Below are 19,102 nucleotides of genomic sequence, written 5' to 3'. Positions count from 1 at the left end.
TCTTGAGGGTTAAAAACAAAGTTGTGCATACTAGCAAAATTTCTGTTGTGACAGAAGTGTGAAGCAGATCAAAATAAAAAAACCATGCCCGAGGGCATGGTTTTTCTCAGCAACACTTAGGTTCAGGGACGGGCCATATCTGACTCGGCGCTGTTACCATGGCTCTTGCGTGGCGCGGTTTCGCCATTGGCCTGATACTCACGGCCTTTGGGCACTTCAACGTGAGCACGTTGATCCACCTGTGGCTTGGTTGTATCTGAGCCAACCATGGTGCTGAAGCGACTGACTCTTGGTGCGGCGCTTGCCTGGGTTGTTGCAGGTGTTGCTGCTGGGCTTTCCTTGGCTTCATTGCTTGCCTGACGCGCAGGGCGGCTGATTGCAGCCGGCTTGGCCATAGGGGCAGAGGCGGCGACGCTTGCCGATGCAGTTTCTGCCTTGGGCTTGGATGCAATCTCTTCAGCAGCTTTTGCCTTGGGTGCTTCGCTCGCTTTCTCTGCCGCTTTTGATGGCGCAGCTTCGACTGGTTGAGCTTTTGCAACTTCAGCTTTCTCAGCTTTGGCTTCAGACGCTGTCACTGGCTCGGCTTCCGCTGTTTTGGGCTCAGCCTTTACCTCTACCTCGGCGGCTTTTGCAGCGGCAACGATTTCTACCTTGGCAGCGACCTCGGCTTGAGGCTTTGTCTCAACCTGAGCTTCGGTAGTTACATCAGCTTTGGTTTCAACCTGGGGAGTCGGCTTGGCAACAACTTGAGGTTCAGCTTGTGCTTGCTCTTGAGCTTTGTCGGCAGGCTTTGCTTGCTCAGCGGCGACTTCAACGGCAGCGGCGGGCGCTGATGCCTCGGCGACAACCTCTTCTTTAGCGTTATTTGCTACTTCAGAGGCTGCTTTTTCAGTGCTTGCCTTTTCAGTGCTTTCAGACTCTTCGCCTTCCTGCTCAGTGCGGCGGCGACGCTGACCGGCTGCCCGCAGATGACGAGGGCTGCGGCGGCTACGACGTTGACCTTCACGCTTGGGTTTATCACCTTCTTCAGTGCCTTCGATGGCTTCAACGTCATTTTGAACACTGTTTGCAACTGTTTGCTCAGCAATGGCTGCTTGGTGAGTTTCACCGTTAACCACAGTGTCTTCCGCCTTAGGAGCAACTTGGGTTTCAGCGATTTGAACTTCGGTAGCTACCTGAGTTGACTCTTGAGCCTTCAGCTCGGTAGCAGTTTCGCTCTTGGCTTCTGACTTGGCTTCAACTTCGGCCTGAACTTCCATTTCCTTGGACTCAGCCTGAGCCGCGGCAGGCTTACGACGGTTGCGACGCGGCTTGTCAGCTTGCTCGGCGTTATCCTTGGCATCGCTCTCTTTGGTGCGAACTGGCTTGGCCTCGGTTTTTGCCTCGATCTTTACTTCAGATTTGGCCTGGGCGCTGGCTTTCACTTCGGCGCTGGTTGCTTCTGCTGTATTGTCAACGGCTTCCTGTGCATCGCTGGCCTCAATGCGCACCTTACGACGCAGGTTGCGACGTTGGCGACGCTCACGGGCGGCTTCCTGTTTTGGTTCCTGCTCGCTTTCGTCACGGGCCTTGCTGCGACTCTTGCGTTCATCCAAAGCTTCAGACTTGGGAGCCTTGTCGCTGCGGTCACCACGGGTTGGCTTGCCGGTGTCGTTTGCCTGGCGCTTGTTGCCTTGCTCGTCTTTATCACGGGTAGGGCGCTCGTTAGTGGCCGATTTACGGTTGCGACTGCGTGAATCGCGGTTACCGTCTTTGTCATCACCACTCTTGCGACGTCTGTCGTTGCGGTCATTGCGACGGTTACGGCGGTTGTTCTGGCCGCTGCCTTCCTGATTGTCTTTAGTGCTCTTTTCCTGCTTCTTGCCGGCTTGTGGCTCGGAAGAGGAGAAGATGGCACCCAGGGCGGCGAAGAAACGGGAAATTATTCCGGGCTTGGCTGCTTCAACCACTGCGGTTTTTGCCGCCGGTTTGGCTGTCTGCGGTGCTTCGGCAGTTTCCTGCTTGAGAGGTGTAGCAAAACCACTCAGTGCTGGCTTAGGTGCGGCTGCACGTTCCAGTTTACGTGGTTCATACAGTTTGTTTTCCGGCTCGTCTACACGCTGGTAGCTGACTTCAGAGATCTCATCGTCCTTGCGATGACGTACCACACGGTAGTTCGGGGTCATCATATGTGGATCCGGGATCACATAAACTTCAACTTCATGGCGCTGCTCTGTGATGCGTATGGCCTTGCGCTTTTCGTTCAGCAGGTAAGCCGCGACATCAACGGGCACTATGGCTTCAATCTGAGAGGTGTTTTCCTTGATGGCTTCTTCTTCCATCAGGCGCAGAATCGACAGCGCCAGTGACTCGGTACCACGAATGGTACCCTGACCGTTACAACGAGGGCAGATGTGAGCGGCAGACTCTTCCAGAGACGGACGCAGACGCTGACGGGACATTTCCATCAAACCGAAGCGGGAAATACGGCCCAATTGTACTCGGGCACGGTCATGGTGAACGGCATCACGCAGACGGTTTTCCACTTCGCGTTGGTGTCTAACCGGAGTCATATCGATGAAGTCGATAACCACCAAGCCGCCCAAGTCGCGCAGACGCAACTGACGGGCAATCTCGTCGGCGGCTTCTAGGTTGGTGTTTAGTGCGGTTTCTTCGATATCGCCGCCCTTGGTGGCTCTGGCGGAGTTGATATCGATTGAGGTCAGCGCTTCGGTGGGATCGATAACGATGGAGCCGCCGGAAGGCAGTCTGACTTCGCGCTGGAATGCGGATTCTATCTGTGACTCAATCTGATAGTGGGTAAAGAGCGGCACTTCAGATGAGTAGGGCTTGACTCTGTCGACAAAATCAGGACGTACCAAGGCGATATGCTGTTTGGCATCGGCATAAATTTGTGGGTGATCGATTAGAATTTCGCCTACATCACGGCGCAGGTAGTCACGGATGGCGCGAACGATAACATTGCTTTCCTGATGAATCAGGAAAGGAGCAGGGCGACTCTCGGCCGCTTCCTGAATCGCTGTCCAATGGTGCAGCAATACCTTCAAGTCCCACTGCAGATCGGCGGCAGCCTTGCCAACACCAGCGGTGCGGACAATCAGCCCCATGCCGTTGGGCACTTCCAGGTTTTCCATGGCCGCTTTCAGCTCAGTGCGCTCATCACCTTCAATCCGGCGGGAGATACCACCTGCGCGAGGGTTGTTGGGCATGAGTACCAGGTAAGAGCCGGCCAGACTGATAAAGGTGGTCAGGGCGGCGCCTTTGTTACCACGTTCTTCTTTATCTATCTGAACTATGACTTCCTGGCCTTCACTGACCACTTCTTTAATGCTGGGACGACCCTGGAAGGAGTAACCTTTGGGGAAGTATTCGCGAGCGATCTCTTTCAGTGGCAGGAAGCCATGGCGCTCGGCGCCATAGTCAACAAAAGCCGCTTCCAGAGAGGGTTCTACGCGGGTGATTTTACCTTTATAAATATTGGCTTTCTTCTGCTCATGGCCTGGGCTTTCGATATCCAGATCATAGAGCTGTTGCCCATCAACCAGGGCAACACGCAACTCCTCGGATTGAGTCGCATTGATTAACATCCGTTTCATGATGACGTCATTCTTCTTAATAAGAGGTCATCAAACGTACAGGTCGCTGCATTACGGGCCTGGTCTCATTCGGGTGACGCCTCTCGGCGTTCCTCCAGGCTGGGAGGTGCGCATTGCTGTTAGACGCATTCGCTGCGTGTCGCATCCTATTTATGGCTTATTTTTCAATGATTACAAAAACAAGGAATTCGTTGTAAAACATCAACCAACCCCATAAATTCTTTAATAATAATCCGGTAATGCCGAAGTCGAGCCTTGTCGTTTGATGACGAGTTAACATTAACTTTCGAAAACAGCATAGTGGCGGCTTGAAAGTAGTCTGAATTTCGTAATTCCATCCAGGTTTAACCGTAAAAACAATTTTTTCAGTAGTGTTCTTTTATATACGGTTTGCAAATCAATTATTTGCGACCTCGGAGGTCAGACATTACTCAAGCGTTTTCCACTGTTCGAACCGTTCATAGATTGAGCTATGGCCCAACAACACTCAGGGTTCGCCGCTGAAATATAGCTGAATTCAAAAAAATCGGCAATCAAAAGCCTCGACATGTTGTACAATAGCGCGCCCCGAACCGCAACATAAGTGTTATGAATAACGAGACCTCATCACCCAATCTGCAAGTTCGCCTGGTGACCATTGATGAAGACAATGTTGGCCAGCGTATTGACAATTTTCTGCTCAGCAAGCTCAAAGGCGTACCCAAGAGCATGATCTATCGCATAGTGCGCAAGGGCGAAGTCAGGGTCAACAAGAAGCGGATAAAGCCCGAATATAAGTTGGCCGAAGGTGACCAGGTGCGAATTCCGCCGGTTAGGGTCAGTGAAGAGAACTATCGCACTGCGCCATCCGCCAATCTTGAGCGGGTATCACGCCTAGAAGACAGAATTCTTTTTGAAGACAAGCATATTCTGGTACTGAATAAACCGGCCGGCATCGCCGTGCACGGTGGCAGTGGTGTGGATTACGGCGTGATAGAAGCGCTGAGATCGCTGCGGCCGCAACAAAAGTTTCTTGAGTTGGTACACCGTCTGGATAAAGACACCTCCGGGGTGCTTTTGGTCGCCAAGAAGCGTAGCGCGTTAAAGCACCTGCATGACCAGCTCAGACATAAGCAGATGCAAAAAGACTATCAGGCGCTGGTCCGCGGTGAGTGGCAAAAGCACGACAAGGTGGTTAAGGCGCCACTGCTGAAGCTGACGCTCAAATCGGGTGAACGTATTGTGCGGGTGAATACCGAAGGCAAAGCCTCTGAAACCCGCTTCAAAATTTTGCAGCGTTATGACGGTGCGACACTGGTGCAGGCGAGTCCGGTAACCGGTCGCACTCATCAGATCCGGGTACACTGCCAGTATGCCGGTCATCCCATTGCCTGTGACGAAAAGTACAGTGAGCAGAAGTTTGATGATAGCATGCGGGCACTCGGGTTAAATCGCCTTTTTCTGCATGCGGCGCAACTTAAGTTTACTCATCCGGACACAGAGACTGAAATGACAGTGCAGGCTCCCCTGGATCCTGTACTGCTTGAGTTGTTGGACAAACTCACTCGGGTATAGAAAGAAATAGGGAAACAGGCCATGAAGGCATATGAGCTGCTGATATTCGATTGGGACGGCACCCTGATGGACTCGATTGGCAAGATTGTCCGCTGTATGGAAAATACGGCAAGGGCAATGTCCTTGCCTATCCCTTCGGAGCAGGCTGTGCGCGACATTATTGGTCTGTCGATGACAGAGGCCCTGCAATGCCTCTATCCAGCGGGAAGTGTCGGCGAATATCAGGCGCTCAGAGAGGAATATAAGCAGCAGTTCTTGCAACTAGATACTACGCCGAGTCCACTATTCAGTGAAACGCCGACTTTGCTATCACAGCTTCGCAGTGAGAAGTATCTACTGGCGGTGGCGACAGGTAAGGCTAGAGCCGGCCTTGAACGCGTACTGCTGGAAACTGGACTTGGAGAGTTTTTTCATGCCAGTCGCAGTGCCGATGAGGCGAGAAGTAAACCCCACCCAGATATGCTGCAACAGCTATTGGCTGAATTAAAAATAGCGCCAGAAAAAGCTTTGATGGTGGGGGACTCGGTACACGATCTCAATATGGCGGCCAATGCCGGTATGGATGCCATTGGGGTCAGTTATGGTGCTCATAGTCGCGAACGCTTACATGAGGCGGCGCCAAAGGCCATTATCGATAGTCCATTGGGGCTATTGCACTATCTGTGATCTTCATTGGCATCTTTATCTAAGCATATTCTTAAAAGGCCTGCATCTGCGGGCCTTTTGCTTGCTCTATTCTATGGAAAAGGTGGAGCGTCATTTCAAGTGTTGGCGATTTTTAACTCTTGGCCCAGTTCTGTGCTCAGTTTTTTTGTGTTTGGGGGCTCTGTACCCAAGTTAAAAGCTTCAGTGCCCAGGCTGGACAATGCCAGTGCCGACAGACGTGTGATGTCGTGCGATGAGACTATGACACCACAAATTTCACCGGCATCGTTGATGCAGGGGGAATGGCGTACACTCATCAGCAACGGTATGGTCAGATGTGGTGGGTGCAACCAGCGATTGGCTTCCAGCGTTTCACCGTTCAAGGCTCGCTCAAGCAGCGGCCGGATCTTCTTCTCGAATGCCTCCACACCATGCAGCTCGGTAATATGCTTACCTATTATCTCTTCTTTAGGGCGATTGAAAAGCTGTTCATACCCTTTTGAAACCATACGGTAGCAATAGTCGGTACCGATAAATGCCAGTAGATGATCTGTAGTGGCTACCATCTGCTTGTGCATGGCGAGCTCGCGATTGACCAACATTCTGTGATATTCGAGGCCGATACGCTGAGCCAAGATCCTGAAAAACTCCTTTGATTTGGCATTCTCAGCTTGGGGGAGGGTATCGAGTACAAAAATATGCCCGATCGGTTTGCCATCTTTGCCGAGGATCAACTCGGCCTGATAACTCTGGGCGCCTATCTCACGGATCAAGGCAAAATGGGGAAAGCGTTTCTGCAGATCACGGGCGTGAAGAATATGAGTGCTGGAGGCCTGCTGTTGATAGAGGGATTCACAGGGAGAGCCAAACCATTCAAATTCAAAAGTAGGCAGAGACTGTTTGTTGTCACAAAAGGCGATGACCTCGCCTCGGGAATCGTTTTTGATTCGGCCAAAACCGGCCCAGCGACATTGGGTCACTAAGGCGAGAGCGCGTAGTGCCCGCTGAAAAAAACGTTTATCAGTGCAGGGGGCTGCCAGTAGAGCCAAGGCTTCTTCGATATCTGTCATCTTTCACTCTACTCGTTATCATTAAAAGAGGTATGTTGATTAATTGTTATTAGTGTAGGGCGAAAGCGGTCGTAACGCACAGTCGATTTTCTTAATTGGGGTAAGGTTTAGGCGCGCTTGATTAACCGGCATGTTTTATTAACATGCCGCGGGCTAGCCGATTAAAAAAGGAGTTCTTATGGCTCAACGACTTAACGCGTTAGCTTACGGGCGAAGCGGAATTTCCCAATACTTTGATACCCTGACGGGAGAGCATTTCGATGAGCAGGATTAAGGGTAAACCTATTAATGTATTGGGATCCCGTCCTTCGAGGGCCCGAAACAGGGCGATGCCCAAGCCTTCACACTTAAAGCTGCCAGCACACCAGAGTGGTTGCTCGCGGCGAACATAGTCGATGATTTCATCTTGGCTCAGGTTTCTGAAATGCACAATAAAAGGTTCGACTTCCACCTGAGTTTGGCCGCTGCAGCTGTTATAGAGCGCTAGCCCGGTATAAAAGGTAATGCTTTTCCCCGAGGCGGCCAGCAACTGCTGGCAGGCTTTCTCTTCAGTCAGAGGCTTGCCGACGATTTGACCGTCAACCACAGCGACCTGATCTGAACCTATCACCAGTGCGTTGCTTAACTGCTTTGCCCCGGCCTGCGCTTTGGCTGCCGCCAGACGCTTGACCAAATCAAAGGCGGTTTCTTCTGGCCGGGGCGTTTCATCCACATCGGGAGCCACACACTCAAACGCCAAACCTAATTTTGCCAATAGTGCCTTTCGATAGCTGGAGGTTGAGGCTAAAATCAGTTGAAGTTGATTAGGTGAGACGGCAGCCTGTATTTGGCCATCTGGTTGCGTCATGTCTTGGGTTCCAAAGCGATGTGAGAGGGGGATATTGTCGCCAAATTTGCCAATGCCTGGCAAGAGTGGCTTGGGGATGAGATGAATGGCTTTATTTTGCGCGGCAACGGCTTGTGAAGAGTCCTGTGCTTGGGTAGAATTCTGCGTCCGTCAATTTCGAACCCGTTGGAACAGATCTATGATGACGGGGAGAGCAAAGGTTTTATTTCCTTTGCGAGCCGCATCATCATTTTTCCTTTGACTCCGGCGGTTTCAAACTATAATATGCGCGCCTTATGCAAACAGTAAAGATACCGGTTTCAATTGATCCTATTCGTGCTGCGACCAGCCGCCTTAACTATCGAGGTGTTGTTCCTGGTACGCAACTGAAGCGATTGAATGAATTATGTGCCGGCGACTGTTCCGATGTGACAGTGTCAATTGAGTGTGGTGTGGATTTACAGGGGATAGTCTACCTGAAAGGGAAGGCTGTGACGGAGCTCACTCTGCTATGTCAACGCTGCATGACACTATTTACCACAGAGGTTACGGTCGAGTTTAGTTTCAGTCCTTGTCGGAATGAAGCTGAAATCGATGAGCTCCCGGATGCGTATGACCCTATTGAGTGCAATGAAATTGGCGAAGTTCGTCTGCATCAATTGATTGAAGATGAATTGATACTGGCTATGCCCTTGATACCTACCCATGACATAGATGAATGTCATACAGGTTCCAAGGATGTGGCCATAGGCGAGATTGAAGCCGCTCAAGAGGAGCGTCCAAATCCGTTTGCAGTGTTAGAAAAACTGAAGAGCAAGTAATCCAGGAGACAGATCAATGGCTGTACAACAGAATAAAAAATCTCGTTCAAAGCGCGGTATGCGCCGTTCACACGATGCACTGAGCACTGCTCAGCTGTCTGTAGACGCTACCAGCGGTGAACTGCATCGTCGTCACAACGTGACTGCTGACGGTTTCTACCGTGGCAAAAAGGTAATCAACAAGTAAGTTGTTGATTGTCTTATGACGAGTCTGACGCTTGCGTTAGATGCGATGGGTGGCGACCATGGCCCCCACGTGACGGTGCCTGCAGCCCTGCAGGCACTTAAATTATATCCAGATCTCAGGTTTATTCTGGTTGGTGATCAAGACCAGATACAGCCGTACTTAGCCCAATCCGGGCAAGACATTACCGATAGAATTGAACTCAGGCATACCACAGAAGTGGTTAGTATGTCCGACAGACCGGTGCATGCTTTGCGTTGTCGGCGTGACAGCTCCATGCGTCGGGCGCTGGATGCTGTGCATAAAGGTGAGGCTCAGGCGTGTGTCAGCGCAGGTAACACCGGCGCCTTGATGGCCATGGCCAAGGTAGTGCTTAAGACACTGCCGGGCATAGACAGACCCGCTTTGGTCAGTTGTCTGCCGACGATCAACCATAAGCCAGTCTATCTGCTGGATCTCGGGGCCAATGTGTCCTGTGATTCCGATACCTTGTTTCAGTTTTCTGTCATGGGTTCAGTCCTCTGTGAGGCGGTGACCAAACAACCCAGACCCAAGGTTGCGCTGCTCAATGTCGGCAGTGAAGAGATCAAAGGCAACGATCAGGTGCAGCAGGCTGCCCAGTTGCTGCAGCATACCCCCCAAATCAATTATCAAGGTTTTATTGAGGGCAATGACATTTACCGTGGAACTGTGGACGTGATCGTTTGCGATGGTTTTGTCGGTAATATTACCCTGAAAACTTCAGAAGGCATTGCCAGACTCTTGATACATCAGCTTAAGGAAGGGCTGACCCGAGGCTTTTTTGTACGCTTGCTGGCCAAATTTTTGGCTCCCAGTATTCAAAGCGTGCTCAAACAAATGAACCCCGACCACTATAATGGTGCAAGTCTGATAGGATTGCGCGGAATAGTTGTCAAGAGCCATGGGAATGCAGATGAAACTGCCTATTTACAAGCGATTAGCTTGGCAGTTACAGAAGCAAGACGTCGACTCCCTGAGATGATCAAGCAGCGTCTCGAGTCGATACTTTTAGATATAAACAGCTGATTTCTCCTTATGCATACAAAAATTCTTGGAACTGGCAGTTACCTGCCGGCGCAGGTGCGTAGCAATCAAGATCTGGAAAAAATGGTGGAAACCAGTGACCAGTGGATTGTTGAGCGTACGGGTATTTCTGAGCGTCGGATCGCTGATGCCAGTGAAACGGTTGCCACTATGGGTTATCAGGCGGCGCTGAAGGCCATTGAAATGGCAGGCATCGAAGCCAGTGAACTCGATATGATTATTTGCGGTACCACGAGTGCAGCAAATGCTTTTCCGGCAGCCGCCTGTGAAGTACAGGCCATGTTGGGGATTCATACTATCCCAGCATTTGATGTCGCTGCCGCATGCTCCGGCTTTGTCTATGCGCTGTCGGTTGCCGATCAGTTTGTAAAAACCGGTGCGGCCAAGAAAGTGCTGGTAATAGGTGCCGATGTGCTTTCCAGACTCTGTGAGCCGGAAGACAGAACCACCATTATTCTCTTTGGTGATGGCGCAGGTGCCGCCGTGGTGGGCGCCAGTGAAGAGCCGGGGATCATCTCTACCCATATTTACGCCGATGGTCGTCATGGGGAACTGCTTAAATGTGCTTTTCCACCCAGAGCCGGAGAAACCTCCGAAGCCGTGGGCTTTATGACCATGAAGGGCAATGATGTCTTCAAGGTCGCCGTGACTCAATTGTCCCATGTCGTGACAGAAACCCTGAGATTGAATAACGTCGACAAGTCAGAAATAGATTGGCTGGTGCCACATCAAGCCAATTTCCGCATTATCAATGCCACAGCCAAGAAATTGGACATGAGTCTTGATAAAGTGGTGCTGACGTTGGCCAAACATGGCAATACCTCAGCAGCCTCAGTGCCGATTGCACTGGATGAGGCGGTGCGCGATGGCCGCATCAAACGCGGGCAACTCCTGCTGTTAGAAGCCTTCGGTGCCGGTTTTGCCTGGGGTAGCGCCTTGGTTCGCTTCTGATATTCAGCGCCTGCTTTCTTTGCACAAGTGAGTGGGCCGTTTCAATGCATACAAGTTGATCTGCCGGGCAGATCAGTGGACTCGGGTAGCAACATCTGCTTTGCTGCCTGCAATCATAGGTAAATGAATATGGAAAACTTCGCTTTCGTGTTCCCGGGACAAGGTTCTCAGGCTGTAGGCATGCTTGCCGATCTCGCTGAACACTATCCGGTAGTGACCGAGACTTTTCGTGAGGCCAGTGACGTGCTGGGTTACGACTTGTGGCAACTGGTTCAGCAAGGTCCGGCCGAAACTCTTAACGAGACTGACAAGACCCAGCCAGCCTTGCTGAGCGCAAGTGTCGCCCTGTATCGCGCCTGGCAAGCGGCCGGCAAAGCCGCTCCCAACGTGATGGCAGGTCACAGTTTGGGTGAATACTCGGCGCTAGTGTGTGCCGGGGTGCTCAAGTTTACCGATGCCGTTAAGTTGGTTGAACTGCGTGGTCAGTTGATGCAGCAAGCAGTTCCTGCCGGAACAGGAGCCATGTTTGCCATCATAGGCCTGGATAACGACGCCATTGCCAAGGCCTGTAAAGACAGCGCCGAAGGCGCTGTGGTTAGCCCAGTTAACTACAATAGCCCAGGCCAAGTGGTAATTGCTGGTGAAAAAGCCGCAGTTGAGCGCGCCGCTGCAGCCTGTAAGGCCGCAGGTGCCAAAATGGCGGTTGCCTTGCCTGTGAGCGTGCCGTCCCATTGCGCCTTGATGAAGCCCGCCGCCGATCGACTGGCTATCGCACTTGGTGACATTGAGTTTAATCAGCCACAAATCCCCGTGATTAACAATGCGGATGTCGCCCAGCCTCAAGATGCTGCTGATATCCGCGATGCCTTGGTGCGTCAGCTTTACAGCCCGGTGCGCTGGACCGAAACCGTGGAAGCCATGGCGGCCATGGGGGTCACAGAGCTCTATGAGGTGGGGCCAGGTAAAGTCTTGACCGGGCTTTGCAAGCGCATTAACAAATCCCTTACAGCCAAGGCTGTCAACGATGCCGCTTCTCTGGCTGCATTGATCGAATAAGGAGCTTTTCATGAGCGTAACATTAGACTTAACCGGCAAGATTGCCCTGGTTACCGGCGCCAGTCGTGGCATTGGCAAATCGATTGCCACCACGCTGGCCGAAGCTGGTGCCACAGTATTTGGTACTGCAACCAGTGAGCGTGGCGCCGAAGCTATCTCGGCTTATCTGGGCGATAAGGGCCAGGGTTTGGTGCTGAATGTCACAGATCCACAATCTGTTGAAAATTTATATGCCTCGATCAAAGAAAAAGCCGGCGATGTTGATATTCTGGTAAACAATGCTGGCATCACCCGCGACAATTTATTGATGCGGATGAAAGAGGATGAGTGGCAGGATATCCTGGACACTAACCTGACATCTCTTTTCAGGTTATCCAAGCCAGTGATGCGCTCAATGATGAAGAAACGTCATGGCCGTATCATCAATATTGGCTCTGTGGTAGGTACCATGGGCAATGCAGGCCAAGTGAACTACTCTGCGGCCAAAGCCGGTTTGATCGGATTTACAAAATCTCTCGCCAGAGAGGTTGCATCTCGTCAAATTACAGTTAATGCTATTGCTCCTGGTTTTATCCAGACAGATATGACGGATGAGCTGACAGAAGATCAGCAACAGGCCATCATGTCCCAGGTTCCAATGGAGCGCTTGGGTCAGGCACAGGAAATTGCCAACGCCGTGCTCTTTTTGGCCTCGGATGCCGCTGCTTACATCACAGGGGAAACCTTGCATGTAAATGGCGGGATGTATATGGTTTAAGGGCGAATGGCAGGGATACTGTCGCAATTGGGTGGTGATCTGCAGCAATTGAGGGCCTAAAATCGTGGTTAGACCACGAATTCTAGGCTTGCAATGTTGGTCAAATCTAATAAACTACTCGCAATCTTACGCAAGTGCGTAATTTGAATAGGAAAGAAAACTAATGAGCAACATCGAAGAACGTGTAAAGAAAATCATCGTAGAGCAACTGGGCGTTAAAGAAGAAGACGTTAAGCCAGCAGCTTCTTTCGTAGACGATCTGGGTGCAGATTCTCTGGACACTGTTGAGTTGGTTATGGCTCTGGAAGAAGAGTTTGATACCGAGATCCCTGATGAGGAAGCTGAGAAAATCACTACCGTTCAGGCAGCGATCGATTACGTTTCCAAGAATCAGTAATCCAGAATTCCAGAAAACAGGCGGCATAATTGCCGCCTGTTTTTGTTTTTGCCCCGTCAGTTTCTGGTTGTACCAGTATCAGCCGTGCATTATTGTGTCTTGTGACCCATTCGGCTGCTGCCGGAGGCAATGGTAGGCTGCAGCGGCTTAGCCTATCATGATAACTCACCCGTTAATCTAAGGTGGACACAGTGACTAAACGTCGAGTCGTTATCACTGGCCTGGGTCTGGTGACCCCGGTCGGCAACACAGTGGACAGTAGTTGGCAAGCCCTACTTGCAGGTCAGAGCGGTATAGCGCCAATCACCAAGTTTGATGCCAGCGAATTCAGCACCCGTTTTTCAGGCTCAGTCAAAGATTTTGACGTAGAGCAGTACCTGTCCCGTAAAGATGCCCGCAAGATGGACCTCTTTATTCAGTATGGTATGGCTGCCGGCATTCAGGCCATGCGTGACTCCGGATTGGAGATGGATAAAGAAGATCCTACCCGAGTCGGAACCGCTATCGGCGCCGGTATGGGCGGCATGTGGTTGATTGAACAAAACCACAGCGCCTTGATGGCCGGTGGCCCACGTAAAATTTCCCCCTTCTTTGTACCCAGCACCATCATCAACATGATTGCTGGTCATTTGTCGATCATGTACGGCATGACAGGCCCTAACTTTGCGGTGACAACCGCCTGTACCACAGGGGTTCACAACATAGGTTTCGCAGCCCGTACCATAGCTTATGGCGATGCCGATGTGATGGTGGCCGGTGGCGCTGAAGATGTCACTTGTCCTCTGGGCGTGGGTGGCTTTGCTGCGGCCAAGGCCTTGTCTACTCGAAATGATGATCCTCAGGCGGCCAGCCGCCCATGGGATAAAGACAGAGATGGTTTTGTTATTGGCGACGGCGCCGGAGTGTTGGTGCTCGAAGAATATGAACATGCCAAGGCTCGCGGTGCCAAGATTTATGCCGAACTGATTGGTTTTGGTATGAGCGGCGATGCCTTCCATATGACCTCGCCGCCAGCCGATGGTGCCGGCGCAGCCCTGGCGATGAGCCATGCCTTGAAAGATGCCAATCTGGCACCCGAAAGTATAGATTATATCAACGCTCACGGTACCTCGACTCCAGCAGGTGACAAGGCCGAAGCGGCAGCAGTGAAGTCTATCTTTGGCGATCATGCTTACAAGCTGATGGTGAGTTCCACCAAGTCAATGACAGGGCATTTGCTCGGTGCTGCCGGTGCGGTGGAAACTATTTTCTCCGTGTTGGCCCTCAAGGATCAGGTAGTTCCGCCTACCATTAACTTGGATAACCCGGACGAAGGTTGCGATCTGGACTTTGTTGCCCATACCGCACGTCAGACCAAGGTGGAACATGTGCTTTGTAACTCTTTTGGGTTCGGTGGCACCAATGGCTCCTTGCTGCTGAAGCGAGTTTAAGATTACCTCTTGAAAAAGCGCCTTATGGCGCTTTTTTTATCTTTAAAATCAGTTAGTCATATTCTAAAACTAAACCCAGAATTAACCTTTGTTCATCTCTATTGGCATTCCTTGAATATAGCGCCAGAATCCTGCCAAATGATTCTGGAGTTTTCACTATGCTCAATCCTGCAATGTTTCCTGTTATGGCCGTGGTCGGAGCGATTGCGGCTAATTTAACCGAGTTAGTCAGGGGCGAAAGTCGTCGTTGGCAACCTGCGATGGAAATCGGTGTTCGCACTTTCAGTTTGGCTATTGCCGCCTATACTGTGCTCTGGTTTGCCTTGCTGACTGCGGCTGTGTATGCCGGGAAGGGGACTGATGTAGTAGCCGGGGTAGAGGTGCTAGGCATCTTCCTACTGGCGATGGGCATTTATTCACTTTTTCAACTATCTCGGTTTATCAATGACAAGGTGCAGTTGTGGATCTATCGGCTGGCCTTACCTCTGGTGATTGGCGGAAGTTTCCTGGTATGTAAGTTTGGGTGATTGCGAAATTTTCGCGTACACTCTCAGCCAGGTGCGGTCAGCAGACCGCCAAGCCTGATGAGAGGAACCCATGGCAGGAACAGAGAGACAGATAACCCTGAGGTTTTTGGCCGAGCCCGCAGACGTCAACTTTGGTGGTAAGGTACACGGCGGCGCCGTAATGAAGTGGATTGACCTGGCGGCCTATGCCTGTGCGGCCGGTTGGAGTGGTAAGTACTGCATCACGGTTTACGCCGGTGGGATCAGATTTGTTAAACCCATACATGTGGGCAATATAGTGGAGGTGAGTGCCAAGGTGATCTATACCGGCAGCACTTCCATGCATATAGGTTTGGACGTAAAGGCTGGTGATCCCAAGAATTCCGAGCGCCAGCTGACCACTCACTGTATCGTCATTATGGTAGCGGTAGATGATGAAGGTAAACCAACGCCTGTGCCCGAATGGCAGCCGACATCGGCAAGGGACATTGAGCTTAGGGATTCGGCTATCAAGTTGATGGAAATGCGCAAGAAAATCGGCGCGGAAATGGAAGCGCACGTTCATCCTTAAGTGTTGATTTCAAGAGCCACATTCGTGGCTCTTTTCTGTATGCGGGATGCTGAGTTTGTCCGTATCAACTTCTCCTTTATGCTGCCCCATGGCAAAATGCGGCTTAAACATCGGCTCGAATTGTCACTCTTGGCTTTATGCAAAAGGCTTTGAAGCATGGTCGGCAATTGGGCCAGCCTGTTCCCTCACTTAAAATAATCAAGGAAATATCATGGCGAACGTCGCATTTCTCGGTCTAGGTGTTATGGGGTATCCCATGGCTGGGCATCTGCAAAAACAGGGGCACCAGGTCACTGTTTACAACCGTACTTCCTCCAAGGCTGAAGCCTGGGTGGCAGAGTTTGGTGGGCGCTGCTGCGAGACTCCGGCCCAAGCCGCCGAGGGGCAGGATATTGTCTTTGCCTGTGTCGGCAATGATGATGACTTACGCCAGGTCGTACTGGGTGAAGAGGGCGCAGTGCATGGTATGGCTGTGGGCAGTATCTTTGTCGATCACACCACTGCCTCATGTGATGTGGCGCGGGAGTTGGCCGCTTTGCTGGCCGAGAAGGACATCGCTTTTATGGACGCGCCGGTTTCCGGCGGTCAGGCTGGCGCCGAGAATGGGGTATTGACCATTATGGCCGGTGGCTCTGAGGCGGTATTTGCGCGGGTAAAACCTGTGATGGCTGCCTATGCCCGCTGCGCCGAACTATTGGGAGATGTTGGCGCCGGGCAGTTGACCAAGATGGTCAATCAAATCTGCATCGCCGGGGTGGTACAAGGTTTGGCCGAAGCCATGCATTTTGCCAAGAGCGCCGGGCTCGATGGCGAGAAGGTGGTTGAGGTGATCAGCAAAGGCGCGGCCCAGAGCTGGCAGATGGAAAATCGTCACAAGACCATGTTGCAGGGAGAATATGATTTTGGTTTTGCGGTGGACTGGATGCGCAAAGACTTAGGTATCGCTCTCAATGAAGCCAGACGCAATGGCTCACATTTGCCGCTGACCGCCATGGTTGATCAGTTCTACGCAGAAGTGCAGGCCATGGGCGGTAACCGCTGGGATACTTCCAGTCTGATGGCTCGCCAGGAGAAGTGCCGCAACAAGTAAGGCCAGCGATTGAAGATAACAAAAGGACAGCTTCAGCTGTCCTTTTTGGGTTTTGAGTCTGCTATCAGTTGGGCTCGGGGCTGACCACTATATGTTCCAGCTCTACAGGCGCCACTGCGTGCAGGGCGTCCATGCTGGCTCCCACCAGAGAGATTTTGCCATCGGCCGATTCCAGCAGCAGCGCCCGTTTGATTTCGCTGAAGCTGCGGTTATGGCGCAGCAGGGTCGACAGTGCCATCTGCATCGGCATCATGGATGGGTTAAAGGCGGCGTTTTCGGCGTAACGGCCACAGAAGGTGCCACCATCAGCCGTTTCCAGTACTACCGCACAATGGCTCTTGCTGTACGGGGCATAGCTGAGGCTGGCGTGATCCAGCGCCTCAATCACCATGGGATCGGAGCTCTCAAGCGCCAGGTTTACCTGTTGTTTACTCAGCAAAGGCGTGGTGACATTGAGATCTTTGGGACCAAAGGCGTAGGGCAGGTAATGACTCAAAGGCGCTGTAGGCTGCTTGGGCAGGTGAATGCGGATCTCTTGCCCGGCCACCAACTCATTCATAAATTGACGGCAGTGGCCGCAGGGACTCTCGTTGACTATGATATCGACTACCTGGCTTTCACCGCTCAGCCAGGCATGACTGATGGCGCTTTGCTCGGCGTGAACCGAGTGACACAAGGCTTCACCCGGCAGTTCGATATTGGCGCCCATATAGATATCACCGCTCTTGCCTTTGGCGATGGCGCCGACATAGAACTCACTGATTGGCGGATTGGCCAGTGCCGCAGCAATAGGCAAGAGCGCCAGCAGTAACTCATCATCACCAAGGCCGCTGACCTTGGCCAATTCACTCAGCTGCTGTGCATCCAGATGACCGGCGAACTTATCGTTGAGCAGTGGCACCAATTGCTCGGCAAGTGTCTTGGGCAACTGGTTCAGGCTGTTTACAAATCTGTCTTGCATTGGCCATTCCTTGTTAAATGTTAAGCTATTGGTTATCCAGTTTAGTCAGGAAGTTACAGTTGAAACGGGACTGGCTTCGCAAAATTCCGTTAAAGCGCCTGTAAGTATTGCACCAGAGCCTTGAGAAGTCGCTGGTGACTTTCATTTTCGGCAGTTTCTTCCAACAGATTTTCCAAGCGAATGACATAATCCGGATCGTTGAGCCTTTGCTGACAGAACTCATGCCAGCGCAGTGTTTCTTTGTCCGTAAGTGTCGAGGGATAGTTACGGGCACGATAACGAAACAGCATCTCCTTGAGTCTGGGGTCGTCAAAGCTGAGATCCAACGCCGCCAGATTATCGGGGGCGGTATGGCGGATCATCTCCATCTTGGCCTTATCCGCCGGAGAGAAGAATCCACCGCTGTAGAGCATAAGATCCGGATCGGTACCCTGGTTGTCCCTCGGGGTATCAAACAGACTTGCCAGCTTGGCGCGGATCTGCGGATGCTGGCGCAGGCGCTTGTATTGTTCGCGGGCAAAGGCTTTGTCAAATCCAATCCGCGCGGCGGCTTCATCGGTCAGTGTCTTGGCGGTGGCAATAAAGGGGCACTTATTGATGTGCACCTGTTTAACCGGTATGGGTAATTCATCTTCTGCCAATTCGCTTCTTGGCGTGTAGAGACGCTCGCGAATGCTGTCTACATCCAGTTCAATCAGCGGGCTGATATCCATATGCAGGTTAACGCAGACAATGGCATTCTTGTTCTCGGGATGATGGGCCACAGGGGCTATGAGAGTGGCACAGCCCTGAGTCGCCGGGATTTTGGAGCTGATATGCACCAAAGGTTGCATATTGAGTACATCGATTTGCTCAGAGACTGCCTGCTTGCGTCTGAGTTTGAAATAGTAGTCAAACAGTCTTGGTTGTTTCTCTTTTATCAGTTTGGCCAAGGCTATGGTGGCGTAAACATCTGACATGGCATCGTGAGCTTTTTCATGGCCGAGTCCGTTGGCCTGGGTCAGATGTTCGAGCTTGAAACTGGGAGAGCCGTCTTCTTTGGTTGGCCAGTTGATCCCGTCCGGGCGCAGGGCATAGCAGGCCCGAACCAGATCGATAATATCCCAGCGGGAATTGCCTTGCTGCCATTCTCTGGCATAGGGATCGATAAAGTTACGGTAAAAACCATAACGGCTGACCTCATCATCAAATCGCAGCGAGTTGTAGCCGGCGACGCAGGTATTGGCTTGGCTGAACAAGGCATTGATCCGCCCCATAAACTCGGTTTCCGGCAGCCCTTTGCCATTGGCCAGTTGCGGCGTGATCCCTGTAATGAGGATCGCCTCAGGTGAAGGTAGGTAATCGCTGGCTATCTGACAGTAAAAGGTCTCGGGCTCGCCAATGATGTTCAGCTCAAGATCGGTACGTATCCCGGCAAACTGCGCCGGTCTGTCTTTCGCCGGATTAGCGCCGAATGTTTCATAATCATGCCAGAATATGGAAGGCTGAGGTTGGGCTTGACTCATGCTGATGACTTTGGCTCTGTAGACAAAAGCTTATCTTAACATTTTTTTACGGAAATGGGATTTTGCCGACATTATCGCTGGTATTTCGGTTAAAAACCGCCCTTGGTGAATCGATGG

General features: G+C 51.7%; 18 protein-coding genes. 13 read left to right on the top strand and 5 right to left on the bottom strand.

Annotated features, from left to right (window positions below):
• Window positions 1–122 precede the first annotated feature (122 nt).
• Entirely contained in the window at window positions 123–3,596 is a 3,474-nt protein-coding gene (rne, locus tag K5621_RS11415) for a ribonuclease E (protein ID WP_221049284.1), read from the bottom strand.
• Window positions 3,597–4,184: 588 nt separating this feature from the next.
• On the opposite strand from rne, the gene rluC reads away from it, so the two are divergent.
• Entirely contained in the window at window positions 4,185–5,150 is a 966-nt protein-coding gene (gene rluC, locus K5621_RS11410; protein ID WP_221049283.1) for a 23S rRNA pseudouridine(955/2504/2580) synthase RluC, read from the top strand.
• Window positions 5,151–5,171: 21 nt separating this feature from the next.
• The gene (locus K5621_RS11405; protein ID WP_221049282.1) at window positions 5,172–5,816 is read left to right on the top strand and encodes an HAD-IA family hydrolase; all 645 of its coding nucleotides are present in this window, start codon (window positions 5,172–5,174) and stop codon (window positions 5,814–5,816) included.
• Between the two features lie 95 nt (window positions 5,817–5,911).
• Here K5621_RS11405 and K5621_RS11400 read toward each other — a convergent pair whose 3' ends face one another.
• Both K5621_RS11400 and K5621_RS11395 read right to left on the bottom strand, forming a co-directional pair.
• Window positions 5,912–6,865 carry a PAS domain-containing protein gene (locus tag K5621_RS11400; RefSeq protein WP_221049281.1) on the bottom strand — a complete coding sequence of 318 codons (954 nt, stop codon included), beginning with the start codon at window positions 6,863–6,865 and terminating at the stop codon, window positions 5,912–5,914.
• A gap of 199 nt (window positions 6,866–7,064) precedes the next feature.
• Complete coding sequence (locus K5621_RS11395) at window positions 7,065–7,712, bottom strand: Maf family protein (protein WP_221049280.1); 648 nt, start codon at window positions 7,710–7,712, stop codon at window positions 7,065–7,067.
• Between the two features lie 275 nt (window positions 7,713–7,987).
• Between K5621_RS11395 and yceD the strand changes: the two genes are divergently transcribed.
• From yceD to K5621_RS11340, 11 genes are all read left to right on the top strand, one after another.
• Window positions 7,988–8,512 carry a 23S rRNA accumulation protein YceD gene (yceD, locus tag K5621_RS11390; protein WP_100144001.1) on the top strand — a complete coding sequence of 175 codons (525 nt, stop codon included), beginning with the start codon at window positions 7,988–7,990 and terminating at the stop codon, window positions 8,510–8,512.
• 16 nt (window positions 8,513–8,528) lie between these two features.
• Window positions 8,529–8,699: a 50S ribosomal protein L32 gene (gene rpmF / locus K5621_RS11385; protein WP_025009546.1), complete on the top strand. Its 171-nt coding sequence runs from the start codon at window positions 8,529–8,531 to the stop codon at window positions 8,697–8,699.
• Window positions 8,700–8,714: 15 nt separating this feature from the next.
• A complete protein-coding gene (gene plsX, locus K5621_RS11380) occupies window positions 8,715–9,743 on the top strand; it encodes a phosphate acyltransferase PlsX (protein ID WP_100143999.1) in 1,029 nt (342 codons plus the stop codon).
• A gap of 9 nt (window positions 9,744–9,752) precedes the next feature.
• Window positions 9,753–10,712 (top strand): beta-ketoacyl-ACP synthase III, encoded by a 960-nt coding sequence (locus K5621_RS11375; RefSeq protein ID WP_100143997.1) that lies wholly within the window; start codon window positions 9,753–9,755, stop codon window positions 10,710–10,712.
• Between the two features lie 129 nt (window positions 10,713–10,841).
• The gene (gene fabD / locus K5621_RS11370) at window positions 10,842–11,768 is read left to right on the top strand and encodes an ACP S-malonyltransferase (RefSeq protein ID WP_221049279.1); all 927 of its coding nucleotides are present in this window, start codon (window positions 10,842–10,844) and stop codon (window positions 11,766–11,768) included.
• Window positions 11,769–11,778: 10 nt separating this feature from the next.
• Complete coding sequence (gene fabG / locus K5621_RS11365) at window positions 11,779–12,525, top strand: 3-oxoacyl-ACP reductase FabG (RefSeq protein ID WP_100143995.1); 747 nt, start codon at window positions 11,779–11,781, stop codon at window positions 12,523–12,525.
• 163 nt (window positions 12,526–12,688) lie between these two features.
• The gene (acpP, locus tag K5621_RS11360; RefSeq protein WP_006081231.1) at window positions 12,689–12,922 is read left to right on the top strand and encodes an acyl carrier protein; all 234 of its coding nucleotides are present in this window, start codon (window positions 12,689–12,691) and stop codon (window positions 12,920–12,922) included.
• A 191-nt stretch (window positions 12,923–13,113) separates the two neighbouring features.
• Entirely contained in the window at window positions 13,114–14,352 is a 1,239-nt protein-coding gene (fabF, locus tag K5621_RS11355) for a beta-ketoacyl-ACP synthase II (protein WP_100143993.1), read from the top strand.
• A 158-nt stretch (window positions 14,353–14,510) separates the two neighbouring features.
• Window positions 14,511–14,879 (top strand): hypothetical protein, encoded by a 369-nt coding sequence (locus tag K5621_RS11350; RefSeq protein WP_100143992.1) that lies wholly within the window; start codon window positions 14,511–14,513, stop codon window positions 14,877–14,879.
• A gap of 70 nt (window positions 14,880–14,949) precedes the next feature.
• Complete coding sequence (locus tag K5621_RS11345; protein WP_100143990.1) at window positions 14,950–15,429, top strand: acyl-CoA thioesterase; 480 nt, start codon at window positions 14,950–14,952, stop codon at window positions 15,427–15,429.
• Window positions 15,430–15,640: 211 nt separating this feature from the next.
• Complete coding sequence (locus K5621_RS11340; protein WP_221049278.1) at window positions 15,641–16,519, top strand: NAD(P)-dependent oxidoreductase; 879 nt, start codon at window positions 15,641–15,643, stop codon at window positions 16,517–16,519.
• Window positions 16,520–16,583: 64 nt separating this feature from the next.
• On the opposite strand, the gene cdd is transcribed toward K5621_RS11340, so the two are convergent.
• Both cdd and sbcB read right to left on the bottom strand, forming a co-directional pair.
• Complete coding sequence (gene cdd / locus K5621_RS11335) at window positions 16,584–17,480, bottom strand: cytidine deaminase (RefSeq protein WP_221049277.1); 897 nt, start codon at window positions 17,478–17,480, stop codon at window positions 16,584–16,586.
• Between the two features lie 89 nt (window positions 17,481–17,569).
• Complete coding sequence (gene sbcB / locus K5621_RS11330; protein ID WP_221049276.1) at window positions 17,570–18,985, bottom strand: exodeoxyribonuclease I; 1,416 nt, start codon at window positions 18,983–18,985, stop codon at window positions 17,570–17,572.
• Window positions 18,986–19,102: the final 117 nt, after the last annotated feature.

It is taken from the genome of Shewanella carassii, from assembly GCF_019670705.1.
Taxonomy (GTDB): domain Bacteria; phylum Pseudomonadota; class Gammaproteobacteria; order Enterobacterales; family Shewanellaceae; genus Shewanella; species Shewanella carassii.
The sequence above is the reverse complement of the archived record's forward strand: the minus strand, read 5'-3'. Positions and strand labels throughout refer to the sequence as shown.

Coding starts and splice junctions, on each gene's coding strand:
- yceD (WP_100144001.1), top strand. CDS start 7,988: ATGCAAACAGTAAAGATACCGGTTTCAATTGATCCTATTCGTGCTGCG.
- cdd (WP_221049277.1), bottom strand. CDS start 17,480: ATGCAAGACAGATTTGTAAACAGCCTGAACCAGTTGCCCAAGACACTT.
- fabG (WP_100143995.1), top strand. CDS start 11,779: ATGAGCGTAACATTAGACTTAACCGGCAAGATTGCCCTGGTTACCGGC.
- K5621_RS11350 (WP_100143992.1), top strand. CDS start 14,511: ATGCTCAATCCTGCAATGTTTCCTGTTATGGCCGTGGTCGGAGCGATT.
- rpmF (WP_025009546.1), top strand. CDS start 8,529: ATGGCTGTACAACAGAATAAAAAATCTCGTTCAAAGCGCGGTATGCGC.
- plsX (WP_100143999.1), top strand. CDS start 8,715: ATGACGAGTCTGACGCTTGCGTTAGATGCGATGGGTGGCGACCATGGC.
- K5621_RS11405 (WP_221049282.1), top strand. CDS start 5,172: ATGAAGGCATATGAGCTGCTGATATTCGATTGGGACGGCACCCTGATG.
- acpP (WP_006081231.1), top strand. CDS start 12,689: ATGAGCAACATCGAAGAACGTGTAAAGAAAATCATCGTAGAGCAACTG.
- sbcB (WP_221049276.1), bottom strand. CDS start 18,985: ATGAGTCAAGCCCAACCTCAGCCTTCCATATTCTGGCATGATTATGAA.
- K5621_RS11345 (WP_100143990.1), top strand. CDS start 14,950: ATGGCAGGAACAGAGAGACAGATAACCCTGAGGTTTTTGGCCGAGCCC.
- K5621_RS11400 (WP_221049281.1), bottom strand. CDS start 6,865: ATGACAGATATCGAAGAAGCCTTGGCTCTACTGGCAGCCCCCTGCACT.
- K5621_RS11395 (WP_221049280.1), bottom strand. CDS start 7,712: ATGACGCAACCAGATGGCCAAATACAGGCTGCCGTCTCACCTAATCAA.
- rluC (WP_221049283.1), top strand. CDS start 4,185: ATGAATAACGAGACCTCATCACCCAATCTGCAAGTTCGCCTGGTGACC.
- rne (WP_221049284.1), bottom strand. CDS start 3,596: ATGAAACGGATGTTAATCAATGCGACTCAATCCGAGGAGTTGCGTGTT.
- K5621_RS11340 (WP_221049278.1), top strand. CDS start 15,641: ATGGCGAACGTCGCATTTCTCGGTCTAGGTGTTATGGGGTATCCCATG.
- fabD (WP_221049279.1), top strand. CDS start 10,842: ATGGAAAACTTCGCTTTCGTGTTCCCGGGACAAGGTTCTCAGGCTGTA.
- K5621_RS11375 (WP_100143997.1), top strand. CDS start 9,753: ATGCATACAAAAATTCTTGGAACTGGCAGTTACCTGCCGGCGCAGGTG.